The organism is Larkinella sp. (genome assembly GCF_965227735.1).
GTDB lineage: Bacteria > Bacteroidota > Bacteroidia > Cytophagales > Spirosomataceae > Larkinella.
Map to the genome: position 1 here is coordinate 4079529 of NZ_OZ245776.1, position 19015 is coordinate 4098543.

Annotated in this window: 17 protein-coding genes; 9 read left to right on the forward strand and 8 right to left on the reverse strand. The window is 53.2% G+C overall.

All coding sequences use genetic code 11. The features are described 5' to 3' along the window. Positions 1–142: 142 nt before the first annotated feature. Positions 143–595: a DinB family protein gene (locus ACO064_RS15985; RefSeq protein ID WP_421828262.1), complete on the forward strand. Its 453-nt coding sequence runs from the start codon at positions 143–145 to the stop codon at positions 593–595. On the opposite strand, the gene ACO064_RS15990 is transcribed toward ACO064_RS15985, so the two are convergent. The 6 genes from ACO064_RS15990 to lipB form a co-directional block, all read right to left on the reverse strand. Further along, positions 596–1165 carry an NADPH-dependent FMN reductase gene (locus tag ACO064_RS15990; RefSeq protein WP_421828263.1) on the reverse strand — a complete coding sequence of 190 codons (570 nt, stop codon included), beginning with the start codon at positions 1163–1165 and terminating at the stop codon, positions 596–598. It abuts the gene before it with no gap. Between the two features lie 59 nt (positions 1166–1224). Beyond that, positions 1225–1662: a nucleoside deaminase gene (locus ACO064_RS15995; RefSeq protein ID WP_421828264.1), complete on the reverse strand. Its 438-nt coding sequence runs from the start codon at positions 1660–1662 to the stop codon at positions 1225–1227. A 66-nt stretch (positions 1663–1728) separates the two neighbouring features. Further along, on the reverse strand, positions 1729–4101 hold the full coding sequence (rnr, locus tag ACO064_RS16000) for a ribonuclease R (RefSeq protein ID WP_421828265.1): 2373 nt from the start codon (positions 4099–4101) through the stop codon (positions 1729–1731). A gap of 126 nt (positions 4102–4227) precedes the next feature. Continuing rightward, positions 4228–4959 carry a 3'-5' exonuclease gene (locus ACO064_RS16005; protein WP_421828266.1) on the reverse strand — a complete coding sequence of 244 codons (732 nt, stop codon included), beginning with the start codon at positions 4957–4959 and terminating at the stop codon, positions 4228–4230. A 35-nt stretch (positions 4960–4994) separates the two neighbouring features. Then, positions 4995–5408 (reverse strand): hypothetical protein, encoded by a 414-nt coding sequence (locus ACO064_RS16010; protein WP_150877967.1) that lies wholly within the window; start codon positions 5406–5408, stop codon positions 4995–4997. A gap of 1 nt (position 5409) precedes the next feature. Then, positions 5410–6144, reverse strand: coding sequence for a lipoyl(octanoyl) transferase LipB (gene lipB / locus ACO064_RS16015; protein WP_421828267.1), 735 nt, complete (start codon positions 6142–6144; stop codon positions 5410–5412). 93 nt (positions 6145–6237) lie between these two features. Here lipB and ACO064_RS16020 point away from each other — a divergent pair, with 93 nt between their 5' ends. Further along, on the forward strand, positions 6238–6591 hold the full coding sequence (locus ACO064_RS16020) for a YraN family protein (RefSeq protein WP_114408644.1): 354 nt from the start codon (positions 6238–6240) through the stop codon (positions 6589–6591). A 67-nt stretch (positions 6592–6658) separates the two neighbouring features. Then, on the forward strand, positions 6659–8185 hold the full coding sequence (locus tag ACO064_RS16025) for a S41 family peptidase (protein WP_421828268.1): 1527 nt from the start codon (positions 6659–6661) through the stop codon (positions 8183–8185). Between the two features lie 372 nt (positions 8186–8557). Here the strand turns inward: ACO064_RS16025 and atpC are convergent, their stop codons facing one another. Together atpC and atpD are read right to left on the reverse strand one after the other, a co-directional pair. After that, positions 8558–8806, reverse strand: coding sequence for an ATP synthase F1 subunit epsilon (gene atpC, locus ACO064_RS16030; RefSeq protein WP_421828269.1), 249 nt, complete (start codon positions 8804–8806; stop codon positions 8558–8560). An 83-nt stretch (positions 8807–8889) separates the two neighbouring features. Continuing rightward, positions 8890–10413, reverse strand: coding sequence for a F0F1 ATP synthase subunit beta (gene atpD, locus ACO064_RS16035; RefSeq protein ID WP_421828270.1), 1524 nt, complete (start codon positions 10411–10413; stop codon positions 8890–8892). Between the two features lie 399 nt (positions 10414–10812). Between atpD and ACO064_RS16040 the strand changes: the two genes are divergently transcribed. The 6 genes from ACO064_RS16040 to ACO064_RS16065 all read left to right on the forward strand — a co-directional run bounded on the left by ACO064_RS16040 (position 10813) and on the right by ACO064_RS16065 (position 18951). Next, on the forward strand, positions 10813–13842 hold the full coding sequence (locus ACO064_RS16040) for a hypothetical protein (protein ID WP_421828271.1): 3030 nt from the start codon (positions 10813–10815) through the stop codon (positions 13840–13842). Positions 13843–13883: 41 nt separating this feature from the next. After that, the gene (locus ACO064_RS16045) at positions 13884–14384 is read left to right on the forward strand and encodes a hypothetical protein (protein ID WP_421828272.1); all 501 of its coding nucleotides are present in this window, start codon (positions 13884–13886) and stop codon (positions 14382–14384) included. A gap of 50 nt (positions 14385–14434) precedes the next feature. Further along, the gene (locus ACO064_RS16050) at positions 14435–15172 is read left to right on the forward strand and encodes an ABC transporter ATP-binding protein (RefSeq protein ID WP_421828273.1); all 738 of its coding nucleotides are present in this window, start codon (positions 14435–14437) and stop codon (positions 15170–15172) included. Between the two features lie 119 nt (positions 15173–15291). Then, on the forward strand, positions 15292–16056 hold the full coding sequence (locus ACO064_RS16055) for a carboxypeptidase-like regulatory domain-containing protein (RefSeq protein WP_421828274.1): 765 nt from the start codon (positions 15292–15294) through the stop codon (positions 16054–16056). A gap of 198 nt (positions 16057–16254) precedes the next feature. Further along, positions 16255–16728, forward strand: a complete 474-nt coding sequence (locus tag ACO064_RS16060; RefSeq protein WP_421828275.1) for a (2Fe-2S)-binding protein — start codon at positions 16255–16257, stop codon at positions 16726–16728. An 18-nt stretch (positions 16729–16746) separates the two neighbouring features. After that, on the forward strand, positions 16747–18951 hold the full coding sequence (locus ACO064_RS16065) for a molybdopterin cofactor-binding domain-containing protein (protein ID WP_421828276.1): 2205 nt from the start codon (positions 16747–16749) through the stop codon (positions 18949–18951). Positions 18952–19015: the final 64 nt, after the last annotated feature.

The following is a 19015-nucleotide window of genomic DNA, read 5'->3' on the forward strand; positions in this document are numbered from 1 at the left end:
CCTCCGGTTTGAACCGGGGTATAGAACGCGGTTGGTCTAAAATCCCGTAGGGATGATTCATAGAGTACCAACGAACGCTTACTATTGAAAGTAAATTAATCAGAGGAATGAAATAGATACCTTAGAGAATTCCCAAACGACTATGATTGAAACCCTAAAATCCCTCTTCAACAGAGATCTTCTCCGACTGAAACGGGAAATCGAACTGTATCAGGATGAAGCGAACTTGTGGATTACCGACCGGGCCATTTCCAACCCGGCCGGCAATCTGTGTCTGCATATTGTGGGCAATCTGAATACCTACATCGGGGCGGTTTTGGGAAATACCGGCTACATCCGGCATCGTGAACTCGAGTTTTCGCTCCGTAATATTCCCCGAAGTGAACTGTTGCAACAAGTGGATGCGACGATTCAGGTCGTTCTCGGTGCCCTCGATCAGGTGCGGGAAGAGCAGCTTCAGGAGGAGTATCCCCTTCTGGTGTTTGACGAAAAAACCAGCACCGAGTTCTTCCTGATTCATCTGACAACCCATTTAACGTACCACCTGGGCCAGATCAATTACCACCGTCGGCTGCTGGATGTGAAAGCGGGCTGATTACTCGTTTTTGCGAATAACCGTCATGCCTTTCGTCCAGCGCACCAACTCGGTAAGCATTGTCTGGGCTGCCCGCTGGCTTGATTCATTGGGCTCAAATTCTTCCTGCTCGTTGATAAACTGATCGAAAAACGGGATGTTGACGGCTTCGAACAGGGGAACAACTTTCAGCGCGATCAGGTCTGATTTGAGGTGACTGGCGGCCCGGGTTCCAGCCGAAATACCACCGTAACTGACAATACCGGCGGCTTTGTAGGCCCATTCCTGCACCAGGTATTGCAGGGCATTTTTCAAGGGTGCCGGATAACTGTGATCATATTCCGCCGTCACGAAAATAAACGCATCGGCTTCATCGATGCTGGCACTCCACTTTTTCGTGTGCTCGTGAACGTACTGCTTCAAACGCGGGTGAGCGGGTTCGTCCATAAAAGGGAGCTTGATTTCGGCCAGATCCAGCACTTCGACATTAAAACCGCCGTGTTGCCGGGCTACTTCCGTGATCCAGGCCGTAACCAGCGGGCCTTTGCGGCTGGGCCGCACGGTCGAATTAATAATTTTCAGGTTGTACATGGTGATTGGTTCAATTGGATTCGCACGGCGCGGCTGCTCCACGCGGCTGCTTCGCGCGACTACAATTCCCCAATATCCTCGTTCCACACCTCCGGTTTCTGAGCGATAAACTGGTTCATCATGTCGACGCACTCCGCCAGATCGAGGTCGACGACTTCCACGCCGTGTTCTTCCATGAACTCCCGCGCTCCGGAAAACGTTCGCGATTCCGCCACAATCACTTTCGGAATCTTGAACTGCACGATGGTTCCGGCACACATGTAACACGGCATGAGCGTCGAATAAATCACCGTATTGCGGAAGGAACCCACCCGCCCGGCGTTGTTGAGGCAATCCATTTCGCCGTGCAAAATGGGGTTGTTTTCCTGCACCCGCTTGTTGTGACCCGAAGCCACCAGCTTGCCGTCTTTCACCAGGGCCGAGCCGATGGGAATACCGCCTTCCGAAAGGCTCTTGCGGGCCTGACGGATGGCTTCCTGCATGAATTCGTCGTTCATAAAATTCTCAGGGATTCACCCTGGGCTAGTGATGAAACGCCTACAGCGTTTTGGGTCTCTACAGGTTTAACGCTTACGGCGGTCTTTTCCTGCTTTTGCGGTTTTCGAGCTACTGCCGGATGAACCCGAACGCCGTTGCGAACGAGCTTCACCCGCGGTATTTTCCCGGCGGGTCAGGCGGCTTTTGAGCGGTGTTTTCAAGGAACCTTTGTCATCGACCAGGAACAAATCCAGACTTCGGCGGGCCAGATTGGCGTCTTTCACCTTCACCGTGACGGCATCGCCAAACGCGAAGATTTTCTTATTTCGTTTGCCGATCAGCCGGTAATTGTCCTTATCAAAATCGTAGAAATCATCGCCCAGATCGGTCATGCGGACCAGCCCTTCCGCGCTGGTTTCGGTGATTTCGACAAACAGACCAAAATCCGTTACGCCCGTAATGATCCCTTTGAACTCCTGGTCGCGGTCCATGCGGTTCATGAACTCGACCTGCTTGTATTTGATGGAAGCCCGCTCGGCTTCAACGGCCACGCGCTCGCGGTCCGACGAATGCTTGCATTTGGCTTCATATTCTTCCCTGTCAACCGATTTGCCGCCGTCGAGGTAGTGCTGCAACAGCCGGTGGGCCATCATGTCGGGGTAGCGACGAATGGGCGACGTAAAGTGCGAATACCGCCGAAATGAGAGGCCAAAGTGTCCAATGTCCTCGGTGCTGTACCGGGCTTTCGCCATCGTCCGAATGGCCAGTTGCTGCAACGCATTCTGCTCCGGCTGCCCTTCCAGGCTCTCCATCATCGTGTTGAACGACTTGGACAACTCTTTTTCGCTATCGATTTTGAGCTTGTACCCAAACCGCCCGGCAAACGTGGCAAACGTCTTCAGCTTCTCGAAATCCGGCGAGTCGTGGACCCGGTAAATCATCACGTTCGGGTGTTCGCCACGCGACAAACCGTGGATGAATTCGGCAACACGCTTGTTCGCCAGCAGCATAAACTCTTCGATCAGCTTGTGGGCATCTTTCCGTACTTTCGGATAAACCGACAGCGGAACCCCATTTTCGTCCAGCTTGAATTTGACCTCAACGGTTTCGAAGTTGATGGCACCGTGCCGAAACCGGTCGTCGCGAAACTTGAAGGCGAGGTCATTCAACAGCCGCAGCTCTTCCAGGTAATCCCCGTGACCGCGATCGACAATGTCCTGCGCTTCCTCGTAGGCAAACCGGCGGTCGGAGTGAATCACCGTCCGCCCAAACCATTCCTTTTTGATTTTGGCGTCGGGCGTCAGTTCAAATACCGCCGAAAACGTCAGTTTATCTTCATTCGGACGTAGCGAACACAGGTTGTTCGACAGCTTTTCGGGCAACATCGGCACCACGCGGTCCACCAGATATACCGACGTTCCACGTTTGAAGGCTTCGTCTTCCAGCGCCGTGCCCGGCTGAATGTAGTGGGTGACGTCGGCAATGTGAACCCCGATTTCGTAATTGCCATTTTCCAGCATCTGAATCGAGAGCGCATCATCAAAATCCTTGGCGTCGTCGGGGTCAATCGTAAACGTCGTAATGCCGCGCATGTCGCGCCGTTTGGTGATTTCTTTCTTCGGAATTTTCTCCGAAATCCCTTTCGATTCTTTTTCTACCGCATCCGGAAAGTCCACGGGCAGGCCAAATTCGGCCAGAATCGCGTGCATTTCGGTATTGTTCTGCCCGGCAGGCCCCAACACGGAGATCACCTCGCCCTCGGGCCGGTGACGGCTGTCGGGAAAACGGGTGAGACGGACGATGACTTTGTCGCCATCTTTCGCGTCGCTCAGTTTGTCTTTCGGAATGTAGACTTCTTCGTAAATCTTCTTGCTGTCGGGAATCACCTGCCCGTAGTTCGGCCAGGTCGAAATCCGACCCACCAGCTCGGAACGACCGCGCTCTACAATGCTGACGACCTTGCCTTCAATCCGGCGGCTCCGGGTTTGGGAACCGCGCGAAAAACCGCCGGAATTCGACGATCCACTCAGTCGCATCACTTTCACTTTGTCGCCATCGATGGCCCCGTTCAGGTCGTCGGTGCTGACGTAAATGTCATTGTCGCGGTCGCCACTGCCGGTGCTGACAAAGGCAAACCGGGGATTCACGTGGTCGACGGTGCCTTCGGTGGTTCGGTCGGTTTCGTTAAACTGATACGTTCCGTCGGGGTGGCGGGTCAACTGGCCTTCGTCGGCGAGTTCGCCCAGCAAGCCGTGGGCAATGAATTTCGTTTTCCGGTCGACGATGTCGAAATTGTCCAGGACATCGTTCTGGGAAAAAGAATCTTTGCTATTTATTTCAAAAAAAGCCGCAATGTCATTCTTCATTTCGTCCAGAAATGAGTCCGCCAACGGAACCGGGCGGTTCTGCGGGCTTCTGCGGCTGTGTTGTTCTCGGGGTTTACTTCGGTTATTTCTCATGTTTTTCGTTTAAAAGACGTTGGAGGTAAAGGAGTTATTACACAGAGTTGATCAGAGAAAATCAGAGGTACACAGAGAAAACTTTGATAACCCTGATTTCCTCTGATTAACGCTGTGTTGTAACCCTTACTCCAAGCGCGTGATGTGTTGGTCTTTCACCAACGGGGCACCCAGTAAGCGTAGATACACCTGCACCAGCGTCACAATGGACGAACGGGCGTATTCGCGCACTTTGGCCATTCCCTGCTTCTGGTAATAAACTAAACTGGTTTGGTCACCGGTCAGTTCGAGCGGTTTGATGGGCAGGTTCAGAACGGCTGCCAGCAGATCGAGCGGGACGAAGTGGCGACTATCGCCAAACCGCCACATTTCCAGCACATCCTGGTGCGGAATGTCCCACGGTTTTCGCCCCGACAGCCGGAGCGTGGCCGGCAGTTGGTGCTGATGAACCAGCATCCGGCGGCACAGGTACGGATAGTCAAATTCCTTGCCATTATGGGCGCAGAGAACCAATTCGCTGGGCGGATATTTTTCGATGATGCTGATAAATTCGCCGAGCAGGGCTTCTTCGTCGTCGTTGGCCAGCGTTTTGACTTTCAGGAATATGTTCTCTTCTTCGTCCCAGTATAAACCGCCGATGCCGATGCAGACGATTTTGCCGTATTCGGCGTAATACGAAGCCCGGTTGTCATACCATTTGGCAACCGACCAGTGTTCTTCGTTCTGAAAATAGCTGATTTTCTGGCTCCACTGCTGCCGGATTCGCTCGTCCAGTTCATCGTAGGAAGGCGCTCCGGCAACGGTTTTGATGTCGATAAACAACAGGTTTTTAAGGCGTTTTTTCCAGGATACGGGCATGGCAGTGGAATAGCAAAAAAGCGGAATGACCAGGTTCAGGCGTGCAGAATTCCCTCCAGCCCCAATTCACTGATCAGAATCAGGTTCTGTTCGGTAATGCTGTCGGGCACGAAGATAAACTTTTTGTCAAAAATCTGGTCGCCAATGTAATAGCTAACCCAATATTGGTTGTTCAGGTGAAACACATCCGGCATGATGGTTTCGACGGCCACGTACTCATTCGGCTGAAGTTCAGCAAAATAATGCCGCAACGTCGACGTCGTTTGCTGCTCTTTTTGGGTTTCATCCAGAAAACCGTATCCTTTCGACGTCACAAACACGTTCCGGATCATCGCGTCATTCTGATTGATCAAATACACCTGCCAGTCATACTGATCCAGTTCCGTCGGTTTCCGTGCAATAACGACTTGTACTCCTTCAACGGGTAAAAACGAAATATCTCTCTTCATTCTAACGAATTAACTCCATTTCAAATAAATCCGCCAGATGCTGGCTGACGCGTTCCATCACGTCCGAAACCGGAACCTCGCGGCCCAGTTCCGCCTGCATCGACGTAACGGCCTTGTCGGCAATGCCGCAGGGCACAATATGACTAAAATAACGCAAATCCGTATTGACATTCAACGCAAATCCGTGCATCGTTACCCAACGGCTCGCTTTGACGCCCATGGCGCAAATTTTCCGGGCGGTTCCATTCCGGCGGTTTTCATCGGATTCATACCCCAGCCAAACCCCCGTCAACCCATCGATCCGGCCCGCATCCAGACCGTAATCGGCCAGCGTTCGGATGATGGCTTCTTCCAGCAGGCGCATGTAGCGGTGAATGTCCGTGAAAAAATTATCCAGATCCAGAATCGGGTAGCCCACCAACTGGCCCGGCCCGTGGTAGGTGATGTCGCCCCCCCGGTTAATTTTATAATACGTGGCCCCAATGCTTTCCAGAAAGGCATCGTTCGCGAGCAGATGATCTTCCTTTCCGCTTTTCCCCAGCGTATACACATGGGGGTGCTGGCAGAATACTAAATAATTGGACGTCCGGCTTTGCTGGTCGGCGGGCTGGCTGCGGTTGGCGATTTTGGCCGCTACAATTTCCGCCAATAACCGCTCCTGGTAATCCCAGCCAGTCTGGTAATCGAGAAGACCCAGATCCTGAATCTGTACCTGTTTATTGCAATGACTATTCATTTTTACGTAATCAATACAGAAAAAACACCAAAACGGGTCGGTTTCGTTCGTATCCAATCAATCGGTTTTCCGTCTAAGTAGTAAAAACGATCGATGGCACAGCACAATGACACCGGAAAACAGGGCGAAGACGAGGCCGTTCGCTACCTCCAACAGAAAGGTTATCAGATTCTGGAACGCAATTACCGTCACCAACACGCCGAAATCGACTTGATCGCCCAGAAAGGCAAGATGGTCATTTTTGTGGAAGTAAAAACGCGGACCAGCACCCGTTTCGGCCACCCGGAGGAGTTTGTGAACTCCGCCAAAGCACGGCTGGTCATGAAAGCAGCTGAGCATTATATTTTCGCAAAAGACTGGCAACACGACGTCCGTTTCGACATTGTTGCCGTGACGGTGACGCCGGAAGAGGTGAACGTAAAACACATCGAAGATGCGTTTTACTAATTTTGTTTCCCATAAAAAAAAGGGTAGTTTCGGGAACCGAATTTACTGATTTAGTCAGAAAACGAGTATGCGGTTCCTTGCGTTGCTGCTGGCACTGACCATCAGCACAGCTTACGGGTTTCCGGGCCATCCGAAAAAAGCGACGTATCGCCCCCGGATGTATACGGTCGAGCAGTTGCGGAGCGACTTTGCGATACTGCGGAAGACGCTGGAAGAGCGCCATCCGAGCTTGTACCGGTATGCCCCGCGCGAGGAAATGAACCGTAATTTCGACGCCGTGGCCCGGCAACTCTACCGCCCGATGTCTGAAGTGGAGTTTCGGGAGTTGCTGCGCCCGCTGATTGTTCAGATACGCTGCGGCCACACCGATGTGCAGGAATCGCTCTCTTCCAGCCGGAAAGGGCAAAAACCGCAGCCGGAATGGTTACCCTTCGATATCATTCTGCAAAACGACCGGATGTTTATTGGCCGCAACCGCAGCACGGATTCCTTGCTGGTTTGTGGTACGGAAGTGCTTAAAATGGGTGGTCATCCGGTGAAGGAGATTATTCAGGCCGCCCGGGATCGCTGGCCGTCAGACGGTTATAACCAGACCTTCAAGAATTATTTTCTGGAATTATACCACCTCGAAGAAACCTACTGGCGGCATTTCGACGGCCATTCGCCCTGGACGCTGACCGTGCGGGACACCACGCGTTCTGAGCGCATCACCACCGTTCGTCGCCGTCCGGTCAGTACGGGCGACATTCCAACGACGCCAAGCCCGGCGACGGTCAAGCGAAGCCGGAAAAACCGTTCTAAAACAGAGGCTTCTTTTTTCGATGAGGATGCCAAATTGCAACTCATGCGTTCGCTCCATTTCCTGAACGGGGATTCGACGGCGGCTATGCTCATCATCAACAGTTTTGGCTACGACCACTACGGGTCCTATCACCGGGAGGTGTTTGAAACGCTGGAAAAACTGAAAGTGCAGGATCTGGTGATCGATTTGCGCCAGAATACCGGTGGCAATGCAGAAATCGGTTCGGATCTGATGTCGTATCTGATGAAATCGGATTTCCGCCAGGTCGATCGGGCCGAAAGCCGCGTTCGCCGACCCAATTCGTGTTCGTATTTCGACCGGAAAGAGAAGCGGCTGTTGCGTCAGAATTTCCGCTACATGAAATCGGACGGCGGCCGCTACCAGTTTGGCAAATCCAACGTCGGCTGGAACAAACCGGCCTCGGATCACCGGTTTAGCGGAAAAGTGTATATTCTGACCAGCGGGCGAACCTTCTCGGCAGCTTCCATTTTCACCGCGAGCCTGAAAGCTCAGCGACCCGTAACCATCATCGGGCAGGAAACCGGTGGGGGCGAAGCGGGCTGCAACGGCGGTATTATTCAAACCCTGACCTTGCCCGACACCCGGCTCCGGGTGCGATTTCCGGTTTTCTGGATTGCCACCGCCAGCCGGACCCCCGACCAGGGGCGCGGTGTGATGCCCGACTACCCCATTGACTACACCGTTACGGACCGCATCAAGCAGCGCGACCGGGATATGGAAAAAGCACTGGAACTGATTCAGGAAGGTAAGCGGAAAATGACGGCGCGGTGAGGCTTATTGCTTTTTCTGTCGCTTTAACTGTTCAATATCATTAAAAAATCCCGAAAATCGTCATTAAAAATATGAGCCACGTATTTACTGGTGTTTACGGGCCGAAAAGGCAGACTTATTTAAGCGGGGAGTATTCGATAAATCGAAAGCAACGCTAATTAAGTAATTAGCTTGTTTTAGCCGTTCAGCATAGGTTTCGGCTTGTTGCGAAGCATGATATTGTTCGGTCTCCGTGTGCGTACCCATGTGGAAAGCAGTACGATCCAGCTTATACTTAGTGGTCATTGAATGGGGTATTGATCTTGACGAAAATACCATAAAAAAGGACAAGTCTGTGAAGACCTGTCCTTAATGTATAGAGACGATAACCGCTTAAGCAGCAATGACCGCTTCAGCCAGCACCAGCACTTTATTATTCAGCACTTCCACCACGCCACCATCGACGGTAAACGTCTGGGTGCCGGAGCTGGTAGCCACCGTAACCGGTCCCCGTGCCAGCGTGCTGACAATGGGAGCGTGGTCGTTCAGAACCTGAAACTGACCCTCCGTACCCGGAAAAGTAACGGCGGTAGCCTCACCGGTAAAGACCTTCTTATCGGGTGTAATGATTTCGAGATGCATTTTTTTATCGTTTAAGATTTAAGGTTTAAGGTTTAACGCCTAAGGTTTACCTTAAACGTTAGACTTTAAACCTTAAACGATCTTTATTTTCCCGCTTCCTTCAACAGACGCTCGCCTTTGGCGGCTGCGTCGTCGATGGTTCCAACGAGGTTGAAGGCTGCTTCGGGCAGGTGATCCCACTTGCCGTCGATGATTTCGTTGAAGCCCCGGATGGTTTCTTCGATCGGAACCAGAACGCCTTTCAAACCGGTGAACTGCTCGGCTACGAAGAACGGCTGCGACAGGAAGCGTTGCACGCGACGGGCGCGGTTTACCGTCTGCTTATCTTCTTCCGAAAGTTCTTCCATCCCGAGGATGGCGATGATATCCTGCAATTCTTTGTAACGTTGAAGAATCTCTTTCACGCGCTGAGCGGTGTTGTAGTGCTCGTCGCCGAGGATTTCGGCGGTCAGAATCCGGGAGGTTGAATCCAGCGGATCCACGGCCGGGTAAATACCTAACTCGGAAATTTTCCGACTCAATACCGTCGTGGCATCCAAGTGGGCAAAGGTCGTGGCCGGTGCCGGGTCAGTCAAGTCATCGGCTGGTACGTAAACCGCTTGTACCGAGGTAATCGAACCGCGTTTGGTCGACGTAATCCGCTCCTGCATGGTTCCCATTTCGGTCGCCAGCGTGGGTTGGTAACCTACCGCCGAAGGCATCCGACCCAAAAGGGCCGATACTTCCGAACCGGCCTGCGTAAACCGGAAAATGTTGTCGATAAAGAACAGAATGTCACGGCCTTGTCCGGTACCATCACCATCGCGGAAGTGTTCCGCAATCGTCAACCCCGACAGGGCGACACGGGCGCGGGCTCCGGGAGGTTCGTTCATCTGACCGAAAATGAAGGTAGCCTGGCTTTCTTTCAACTCTTCCGAGTCTACTTTCGACAAATCCCAGCCGCCTTCTTCCATGGAGTGCTTGAAGTTGTCGCCGTATTTGATGATACCGGCTTCGATCATTTCGCGCAGCAGGTCATTCCCTTCACGGGTCCGTTCTCCCACACCGGCAAATACCGAAAGACCAGCGTATGCTTTGGCAATGTTATTGATCAATTCCTGAATCAATACGGTTTTTCCTACCCCGGCACCACCGAACAGACCGATTTTACCACCTTTGGCATACGGCTCGAGCAAGTCGATAACCTTGATCCCGGTGAAAAGTACTTCGGTCGACGTGGCGAGGTCCTCAAACTTCGGAGCGTTCCGGTGAATGGGCAAACCGCCGGTGCTGGTGGGCTGGGGAATCCCATCGATGGCCGTACCGACGACGTTGAACAACCGTCCGCGAATTCCGTCGCCAGTCGGCATGGTAATCTGAGTGCCCAGGTGGACCACGGTCATCCCGCGCTCCAGTCCTTCGGTGGCGTCCATCGAAATCGTCCGGACACGGTCTTCACCAAGGTGCTGCTGGGTCTCCAATATAACTTTTTGGCCATTGGCTTTTGTGACTTCCAGAGCATCCAGAATCGACGGTAGCCGCGACCCTTCGCCCTCAAAACTCACGTCAACAACCGGGCCGATCACCTGCGTGATTTTACCCGTATTCGTTGCTGTTGCAGTTGTCATGCTATGAAGTTGAGAAATTTTAATAGGAAAAGCGTACTCAATGCGACCGCAAAATTAGATGATAATTTGCTTAAACCCAAGTTGCCTTTTAATCTATTTTTAAGATTTACAAGACGAAATCGTTTTTGTTCCAGTTAGTTCGCTGATAATAACCCCAATCCTGCGGTTTGCACAAAACAAAGATTTCAGCCGGAATCGGCCTTATTTGTATGTAAACAGGTTAACCGGCTCGTCTTCGAACCGGTAAAGAGGATTTGATGCGCCTGGTTGCGGGTTGGTAAAAATAACTGGATTTGCCGGATCAAACCCGGCAACACGCACTAACTAACCAACCCCAGCGTTGCTATGGGTAGTTTAACCGGCAAAGTTTTTGAAACTTGCCGGTTCGTTTTTGATCCTATGCTTTTTTTCTGGAAAAACTGGAATACCGCCCATCGAATTGCCTACTGGGCGGGTTTACTGCTCTTCGTTACGGCCATCGCGGGCATGATCCGAGCCTGGATGCAGGGCCTGCAAAACGTCGTTCGCTGGGATGTCCTGAGCGAACTGACGGAACTGCCAGCGTCCGTCGGCACCTTTACCGACGGTTTGTTTGATTACTCCGTTGCAGGCAAAGCCTATGTCGTGACAGAACAGTTCGTTGCGTCGGCCATGCAGGTGAATGTGGTGGCGGCCAAACTGGTTACGCTGGGCATCTGTCTGGGGCTGGCGTTTATTCTGGCGGCAGTCACCCGGCTGCAACGCTGGCCGTATCTCATCGCCATGGGCGTGTTGATTGTGCTCGTGGCTACGTTCCGGCTGGAAGTGCTGCAACTACCCGGTTTTTTAGGAACCGTTTTCGGTGGGCGGTTGCCGTTTGTGCTCGTCGTGCTGACGCTGGGTCTGGTCAGCTATTATTTCCATGCCTTCAAATCGTACGTTTCGCTGCCCGTTCGTCTGGCGGTTTTCGCAGGCATGATCGTGTTGGGCTGGCTGGTGGTCGACCGGCTGGCTGGGCAACCGTTGCCAGCATCGGCTTTTGTGGGCTATGCGCTGCCGGGTTTGCTGGTGATTTCGCTGGGGTTCATTTTCTGGATTTCGACGGAAAGTATCGCGGCTCTGGTCTACCTGACCTCGGTGACCCGCACCAACCGCAGCGACGGTTCAGGACGTCCGCTGGGCATGAACAATTTCCTGTTGATCAGTTTGTTGTATCTCGTCAACCTGCTGTTGATCTGGCTGAGTAACACCAAAGTGATTGCCTGGAATCCGATGGTCATCAGCCCCTTCGTTTTGTTTGTGGTTTCGCTGGTGCTGGGCATCTGGGGATTTCGGCAGCAATTGCGTCAGAACGAAGCCTTCCTGTCATTCCGCGACGGTGGAGCGTTTCTGTATCTGGGTTTGGCTCTCATCACCGTCATGACCATCACCTACGCCTTTGCCTCGGCCAACGATCCGCTGGTGGAAGCCCTGGAAGACATGATCGTGTATACCCACCTGGCCGGTGGATTGCTGTTTGTCGTCTACGTGTTTTTTAATTTTCTGCCGATCTACCGCCAGGGCCTGCCGGTTTACAAGGTACTGTACAAACCCACGCAGCTTTCGTTGCAGCAAACCCGCTTGATTGCCGCTGTGCTGACGGTTCTGATTGGAGCCTATCAAAGTTTCTTCACGTTCAAGCAGGCCACCGCCGGTTATTTCAATACCGTTGGTGATTTTCATGCTGCTACGGGCGAACTGCGGGTGGCGGAGCAATATTACACCCTCGCGTTAGGCAGCGAATTCCAGAACCATAAATCCAATTACGCCCTGGCGTCACTGGCTCTGACGCAGGGCGACAAGGTCACGGCGGCTTATTATTTCAATCAGGCCTTGTTGAAACAGCCCTCACCCCAGGCGTATGCCGGGCTGACCTCGGTATTGCTGGGCGACAACCTGTTGTTTGAAGCAATCAAAATGCTGCAACGGGGCATTCGCACTTTTCCGAAAAACGGCGAATTGCAGAACAACCTGGGTTATCTCTATGCCCGGACCAGTGTGGCCGATTCCGCCTACTACTATCTGGCGGCTTCGACCGGCAATACCGCCCGAGAAGAGGTTCCGCAAACGAATCTGCTGGCGTTCTGGGCGCGCAATCCACGGCTGGTTTCGCTCGATTCGTTGGCAAACGCGTCACAACCCGGCACCTATGAATCCTACGAAGCCAATCGGGCCGCTTTGGCTTTTTTCCGGAATACGGCCGACAGCGCGTCCGTTCCGCGTCCGGCCTGGCTCAATGAACTGCGTCCGGAAGAGGGACTGAATGTGTCCCGGTTTGCCGGTTTGTATAATTATGCCGTTCAAAACCGGCGTGCCGACACAACTTTGCTTACGGTTCTGAGACAAATGGGCGGGAATCCGGCGAATCAGGACTTTACGGACGATTTGCTCTTTGCTCAATCGGCGGCCCAGTATTATACCGGCAACAAACGCACCGCTTTTGAAATTACCGAGCAACTGGCCCGCGACAACCAGCAAAACGGGGAGTTTTACAATTTCATTTCGGGGCTTTGGATGATGGAACAAGGCCTGAACCGGAAGGCCGCCGATATCCTGGCGCAAAATGCCGATACGCTTTCGCTATATTATCAGGCCCTGGCGCTGACCAAATCCGGCGATCCGCTCATGGCCCGGTCGCTCTGGGAAATTGCCGGGCAGAACGACCCCGGAGTGCGGAGTCTGGCGGAGGTTTTATACGGCAAAAAACAACCGTCGTCCGATCTCGAAAAAGCCTTTGTGCTGCTGTATGACCCGTTGATCGATCAGGCCGGGCCGCAACGGGCGTTGCATAGCTCTATGCAGGATGATAACCTGAAAACGATTGTCGCATCCACGCTGGTCAGTCGGTATTTAAGCCTGGAGCAAATCCCGGTTGCCCAAGGCTGGTACGAACAAATCCCGCAGGAAGCAAAACTGAATGCGTTTGCCGGCTCCGCAATGACCATTGCCTACCTGCGGCTGCGAAATGCAAAAGGGCGGTATGATCAGACCATTATGGACGCCCGGCAAGCCGTTGCAGCGGCTTTTCAGGCTGAGAAAGATTTGGTGTTAGCACAGGCCTACCAGGCCAAAAAACAACCGGCTGAGGCTCGCCGGTTGTATGAAGAGGCCCTTCGGCAAGCTCCATTCAATGCCGAACTGGTGGCGGCTGCAGCCGGTTTTGAGCGAGACAATGGCCAATCCGAAAAAGCCTATAATCGTGTCCTCGAAGCCTTGCCCCTGAACGAACGGAACCCGGCCCTGCTGAAACTCTATGCCTTGCTTTGCCTCGATCTGGGCCTGGCCGATTACGCCGAAGAGAGTCTGGCGCGGTTGCGGGCGGCCACGTCTCCTGCCGATTATCAGGCATTTCTGGTAAGCTATCAGGCTAAACGCTCGTTGATTGAAAAACAGCGGGAGGCATTTCAATAAATTCAGTAAGTTTAAGAGGTGGTTTCTACTCCCCTCTTTCTATGGAAAAGCAACTTCACTGGGTTAAAGCAGCGTTTAGCCGGAGCGTGGTCATCATGAAAGGTGATGAAGTCGTTGGGGGCATGCACCGCGACCTGTTGGTTCGGGACGTCGATGCGCACCTGAACGGTGTTCACATCTTTTTCGACGTTGCGGGTTTTCTGGTTCACTCGGTCAATATCCACGACAAAACGGCCGGTGATCAAATCATTGGCCGGATTGATTTTGAAGGATTTAACGGCGCAGTTGTTCGGTTGGAAACCGGTGAAAAATACACCTGGAAGCGTGAAAATTTCATGATGCACGAATGGAGTATCGTCGCCGAAAAGCCAGAATCGAAAACCGCTCAGGAGATTATTCATTATGACCGCACCCGGATGTTTCTGGCCGATGAAGGGACCATCGAGTTGGTGACCGACTTGCCGAATGCCGAAATGCTGATTCTGACGGGCTTATTTGTCCGAAATTATTTTCTGCGTAAACGCAAAATTGCTGCCACCTAGTCACCGTAGTCATGCGGTTTTCGTATGGCGTTGACGCTTCTAACTGATCTATGAGCAAGAATATTATTGAAACCCACGAAATCTCAAAGCGGTACGTGATGGGCAGCGAAGTCATCGAAGCGTTGAAATCGGTGACGATTACGATTAAAAAAGGCGAATATGTGGCATTTATGGGGCCGTCGGGTTCGGGCAAATCGACGCTCATGAACATCGTTGGTTGCCTGGATACGCCTACCTCCGGCACCTATATCCTGAATGGCCTGGACGTCAGCAACATGAGCGAAAACGCGCTGGCGGAAGTCCGGAACAAGGAAATTGGGTTCGTGTTTCAGACCTTCAACCTGCTGCCCCGCCAAACTTCGCTGGAAAATGTAGCCTTGCCCCTGATTTACGCGGGTTTTAACAAAGCCGACCGTACGGAAAAAGCCATGCAGGCCCTAAAGAACGTCGGTCTGGAACACCGGGCGGGGCACCGTCCCAACGAGCTTTCCGGTGGTCAGCGGCAACGCGTGGCTGTGGCACGGGCACTGGTGAACGACCCCAGCATTCTGCTGGCGGATGAACCGACGGGTAACCTCGACAGCAAGACGTCGTACGAAATCATGGATCTGTTCGACCAGATTCACAGCAAGGGCAACACGGTTATCATGGTGACGCACGAAGAAGACATTGCCGAATACGCCCACCGGATTGTCCGGCTCCGCGATGGCCTGATCGAAACCGACCTCATGAACGCCAACATCCGCAAGGCCCGGGCGTTTATTCAAACCGCCGAAGAAGAGCATTGACCGGGCCGTTGGCTCTATTCGGGCGGTTTTGCGGAAACCTAAAAAATGTTAAAAATCATTCGGCTTACCCTAAAAACGGTTAGTTTGCGTTCGGATGATAGCACAGGTTTCCAGCGGGTATGAAAAAAGCACTACTTTTCTTTCTGTTTTCGGTATTAACGGCAGCGGTCGGCCGTGCTCAGGACATCCGAAGCGGTTCGGTAGTCGATAAGAGCAGCCAGAAACCGATCGTGTCGGCCACCGTACAAAACACGTCGCTCCGCCGGGCCACCCTCAGCAACGAAGCTGGTCATTTTCGGATCACGGCTTTCCTCAACGACACCCTGCTGATTTCCTGCATTGGCTACAAAACCGTCCAGCTCGCCGTGCCGCCCACGGAACAGGAACTGGTGATTGAGCTGGTTCAGGACGTGAAAATGCTGAATGAAGTCGTCATCAAAGGCTGGACCGAAAGCCGTTTTAAGCAGGAATTCATGAAGCTGAACATTGCCGAAAAACCGCTCATCGAAATCAAGACACCGCCGGAACTTGTCGGCATTTCCATGGGAAATGTAGGGCGCATGGGCTACGACTACGCGACTCTGGCTCCCAAAATGACGCTGAAAGGGCCGGTTTCTGCGCTGTACGGCAAATTTAGTAAAGAGGCCAAAAACGAGCGAAAACTACAGCAATTCACACAGGCCGAACAAAACAAGAAACGCTACCAGGCGCGGCTGGACCCCATCTGGATTTCGCGCATCACCGAGCTGAAAGAGGATCGGCTGACGGCTTTTATGCAATTCTGCAAACTGCCTGAAAAATTCGTTCTGGAATCGACTGAGTACGACCTGATTGTCGCCATTCGGGGCTGTCTGAAGGATTTTCTGGTGCAGGAAAAAGGGTAGACATCTCTACCGCCGACCAACTGCGGGTACTTCTTATCAACAAATTGCTTTTTTATGGGTTGTAAGTTTTAGAGCTTTCGCCCCTAAATCCCCTAAAGGGGACTTGGACGCGAAACTTTCCAGATGCTAAAAGTCCCCTTTAGGGGATTTAGGGGCGAAAGCTCCAAGTTTATTTACCTGTGAATCAAAAGCAAGACGATGAAAGCCCGGCTGGTTATTGAGGTAAACCGGAAACCGCATACGGTGGAGGTCGATCCAAATACGCCCCTGTTGTACGTATTGCGGAATAATCTCGAATTGAACGGCCCTAAATACGGTTGCGGTCTGGAGCAGTGCGGAGCCTGTATGGTTTTGCTCGACGGGAAAGCGACGCCCAGTTGCCTGTTACCAGTCGGAACAATCAAGAAACAATCCATCGTCACTTTAGAGGGACTGACCCAACCGAACGGATCCTTAAGTCCGGTACAACGGGCTTTTGTGGAGCAGCAAGCCGCCCAATGTGGCTATTGCCTCAACGGCATGGTGATTTCGGCAACGGCTTTGCTGGCTGAACATAAACAGCCCGACGATACCGCCATTCGCCAGGGCATGGAGCGGGTTTTGTGCCGGTGTGGAACGCAGTCGCGCATCATCCGGGCCATTCGGCAAGCGGCTAAAGCAGCCAATCCGTAACGTCTAACTCTTCCCGGAATGAAAGAAACTGCGGACACGATCACCCAATCCCGACGAAATTTCCTCAAAACCGCCGGTTGCCTGACCATCGGGTTTTCCTTTTCCTGTCAGCCCCTGTCGGCTTCCGAAAAACCGCCTTTGCAGGATTCGCTGCCGGGGAGCCTGCGACAACAGCCGCAGATCAATGCCTGGCTGGAGGTGCTGGACGATGGTCGGACCCGGATCTTTACCGGCAAACTGGAACTGGGGCAGGGCATTCGCACCGCCATTGCGCAGGTGGCCGCCGAGGAACTGGATATGGATTTGAATAAGGTCGAGGTTCACCTGGCCGAAACCGGGCGTACACCCCACGAAGGCTACACCGCCGGGAGTGGCTCGATTGAAAACAGTGCGATGTCGGTGCGGTATGCAGCCGCAGCCGCCCGGCAAAAACTGTTGGAACTGGCCGCCAAACGCTGGAATAAACCGATCGACCAGCTCCGCATAGTAAACGGGAACGTACAGCAAAAAACCGGCGCAGAACAGCTCACATTTTCCCAATTGCTGAACGGAAAGCAACTGGAAGACGCCGTTCGGTTGCCGGTTGCGCTCAAACCCAAATCCGACTACCGCTGGGTGGGCAAACCCATTCCCCGGAACGATATTGAGCGAATGGCGCGCGGAGAGCCGGTTTACGTTCAGGATCTGCGGTTTCCGGGCATGGTGCACGCGCGGATCGTACGACCACTGGCGCACGGTGCCAAACTTCGCTCCTTTAATGTTGCGGCTTTGAAGAAAACAGTACCGGGTGTCCTGAAAACCGTCATCAACGGCAACTTTGTGGGCATTCTGGCAACCGAAGAATACGAAGCGGTTCAGGCCCAGTTGTTTGCCCGCGAACAGGCCCGCTGGGAAACCGCAAAACCGTTGCCGGATGAGAAGACGCTGGCGGAATACATCAAAAAACTGCCGGCTAAAACCCGAACCGTCAAGGAATCCGGTGATCTGAAAACGCCGGAACAGTCGGAAGGTATTTCGTTGAAAGCGAGTTATTTCAAGCCGTATCACATGCACGGGTCCATTGGCCCGTCCTGCGCGGTGGCGCTTTATCAGGAAAACAAGCTGCACATCTGGACGCACAGCCAGGGCGTTTATCCGCTTCGGGAAGCACTGGCAAAAATGCTGCATTTGTCTGCCGAAACCATCCATGTGGTGGGCGTTCCCGGTTCGGGCTGCTACGGTCACAATGGCGCGGACGATGTCGCGGCTGATGCGGCTTTGCTGGCGATGGCCTATCCGGGCAAACACGTCCGGCTGCAATGGTCACGCGACGACGAACACGGTTGGGAACCCTACGGCAGTGCCATGCAGATGGAAGCCGAAGCCCGGCTGGATCGTTCCGGAAAAATAACCCACTGGCGGTATGCCCTCTGGACGGATTCGCACAGCACCCGACCGGGCGGTGAGCCGGGTAATTTACTGGCGGCCCGGTCGATTGAAAAACCGTTTTCCGCGCCGTCGGGCGGGTATAGTGGGGGTGGTTATCGCAACTCGGAACCGTATTACGCCATTCCGAATCTGAAAGTCGACGCCCATTTTTTTGAAGGACCGCTGCGGGTTTCGGCCTTGCGCAGTCTGGGAGCCTACGCCAATGTGTTCGCGATTGAATCGTTTATGGACGAACTGGCCGAGAAAGCCGGGAAAGATCCACTGGAATTCCGGCTGGCGCATCTGGATGACGACCGGGCGGTGGCCGTCATCAAAAAACTTCAGGAATTGACGCACTCCGAAAAAGTGGCCGCCAACGAGGGAATCGGTTTCGCGTTTTCCCGGTATAAAAATGTGGCGACGTACTGTGCTGTTGCCGCCCGGGTTTTCGTTGATACTAAAACCGGTACCGTTCAGGTTCGGAAAATGTGGTCGGTGATCGACGCCGGTGAAGTGATCAACCCCGACGGCCTGAAAAACCAGACCGAAGGGGGGATGATTCAGTCGGCCAGTTGGACGCTGAAAGAGCAGATTACCTTTGGTCGTGAGCACGTCAGCAGCCGCGACTGGCGTTCGTATCCGATCTTCCGGTTTAGTGACATTCCGGAAGTCGAAGTCGTGGTGATTGCCCGACCAACCGAAAAACCGCTGGGTGCGGGCGAAGCCGCCCAGGGTCCGACGGCGGCCGCCCTGACCAACGCCATTTACCGGGCCTGTGGCAAGCGGATTCGGGATTTACCGGTGCGATTAGCATAGACAAGAGAGGATAGACAAGAGAATAAAGACTTGATCACTATTTCTTTTTACTCTCTTGTCTTTA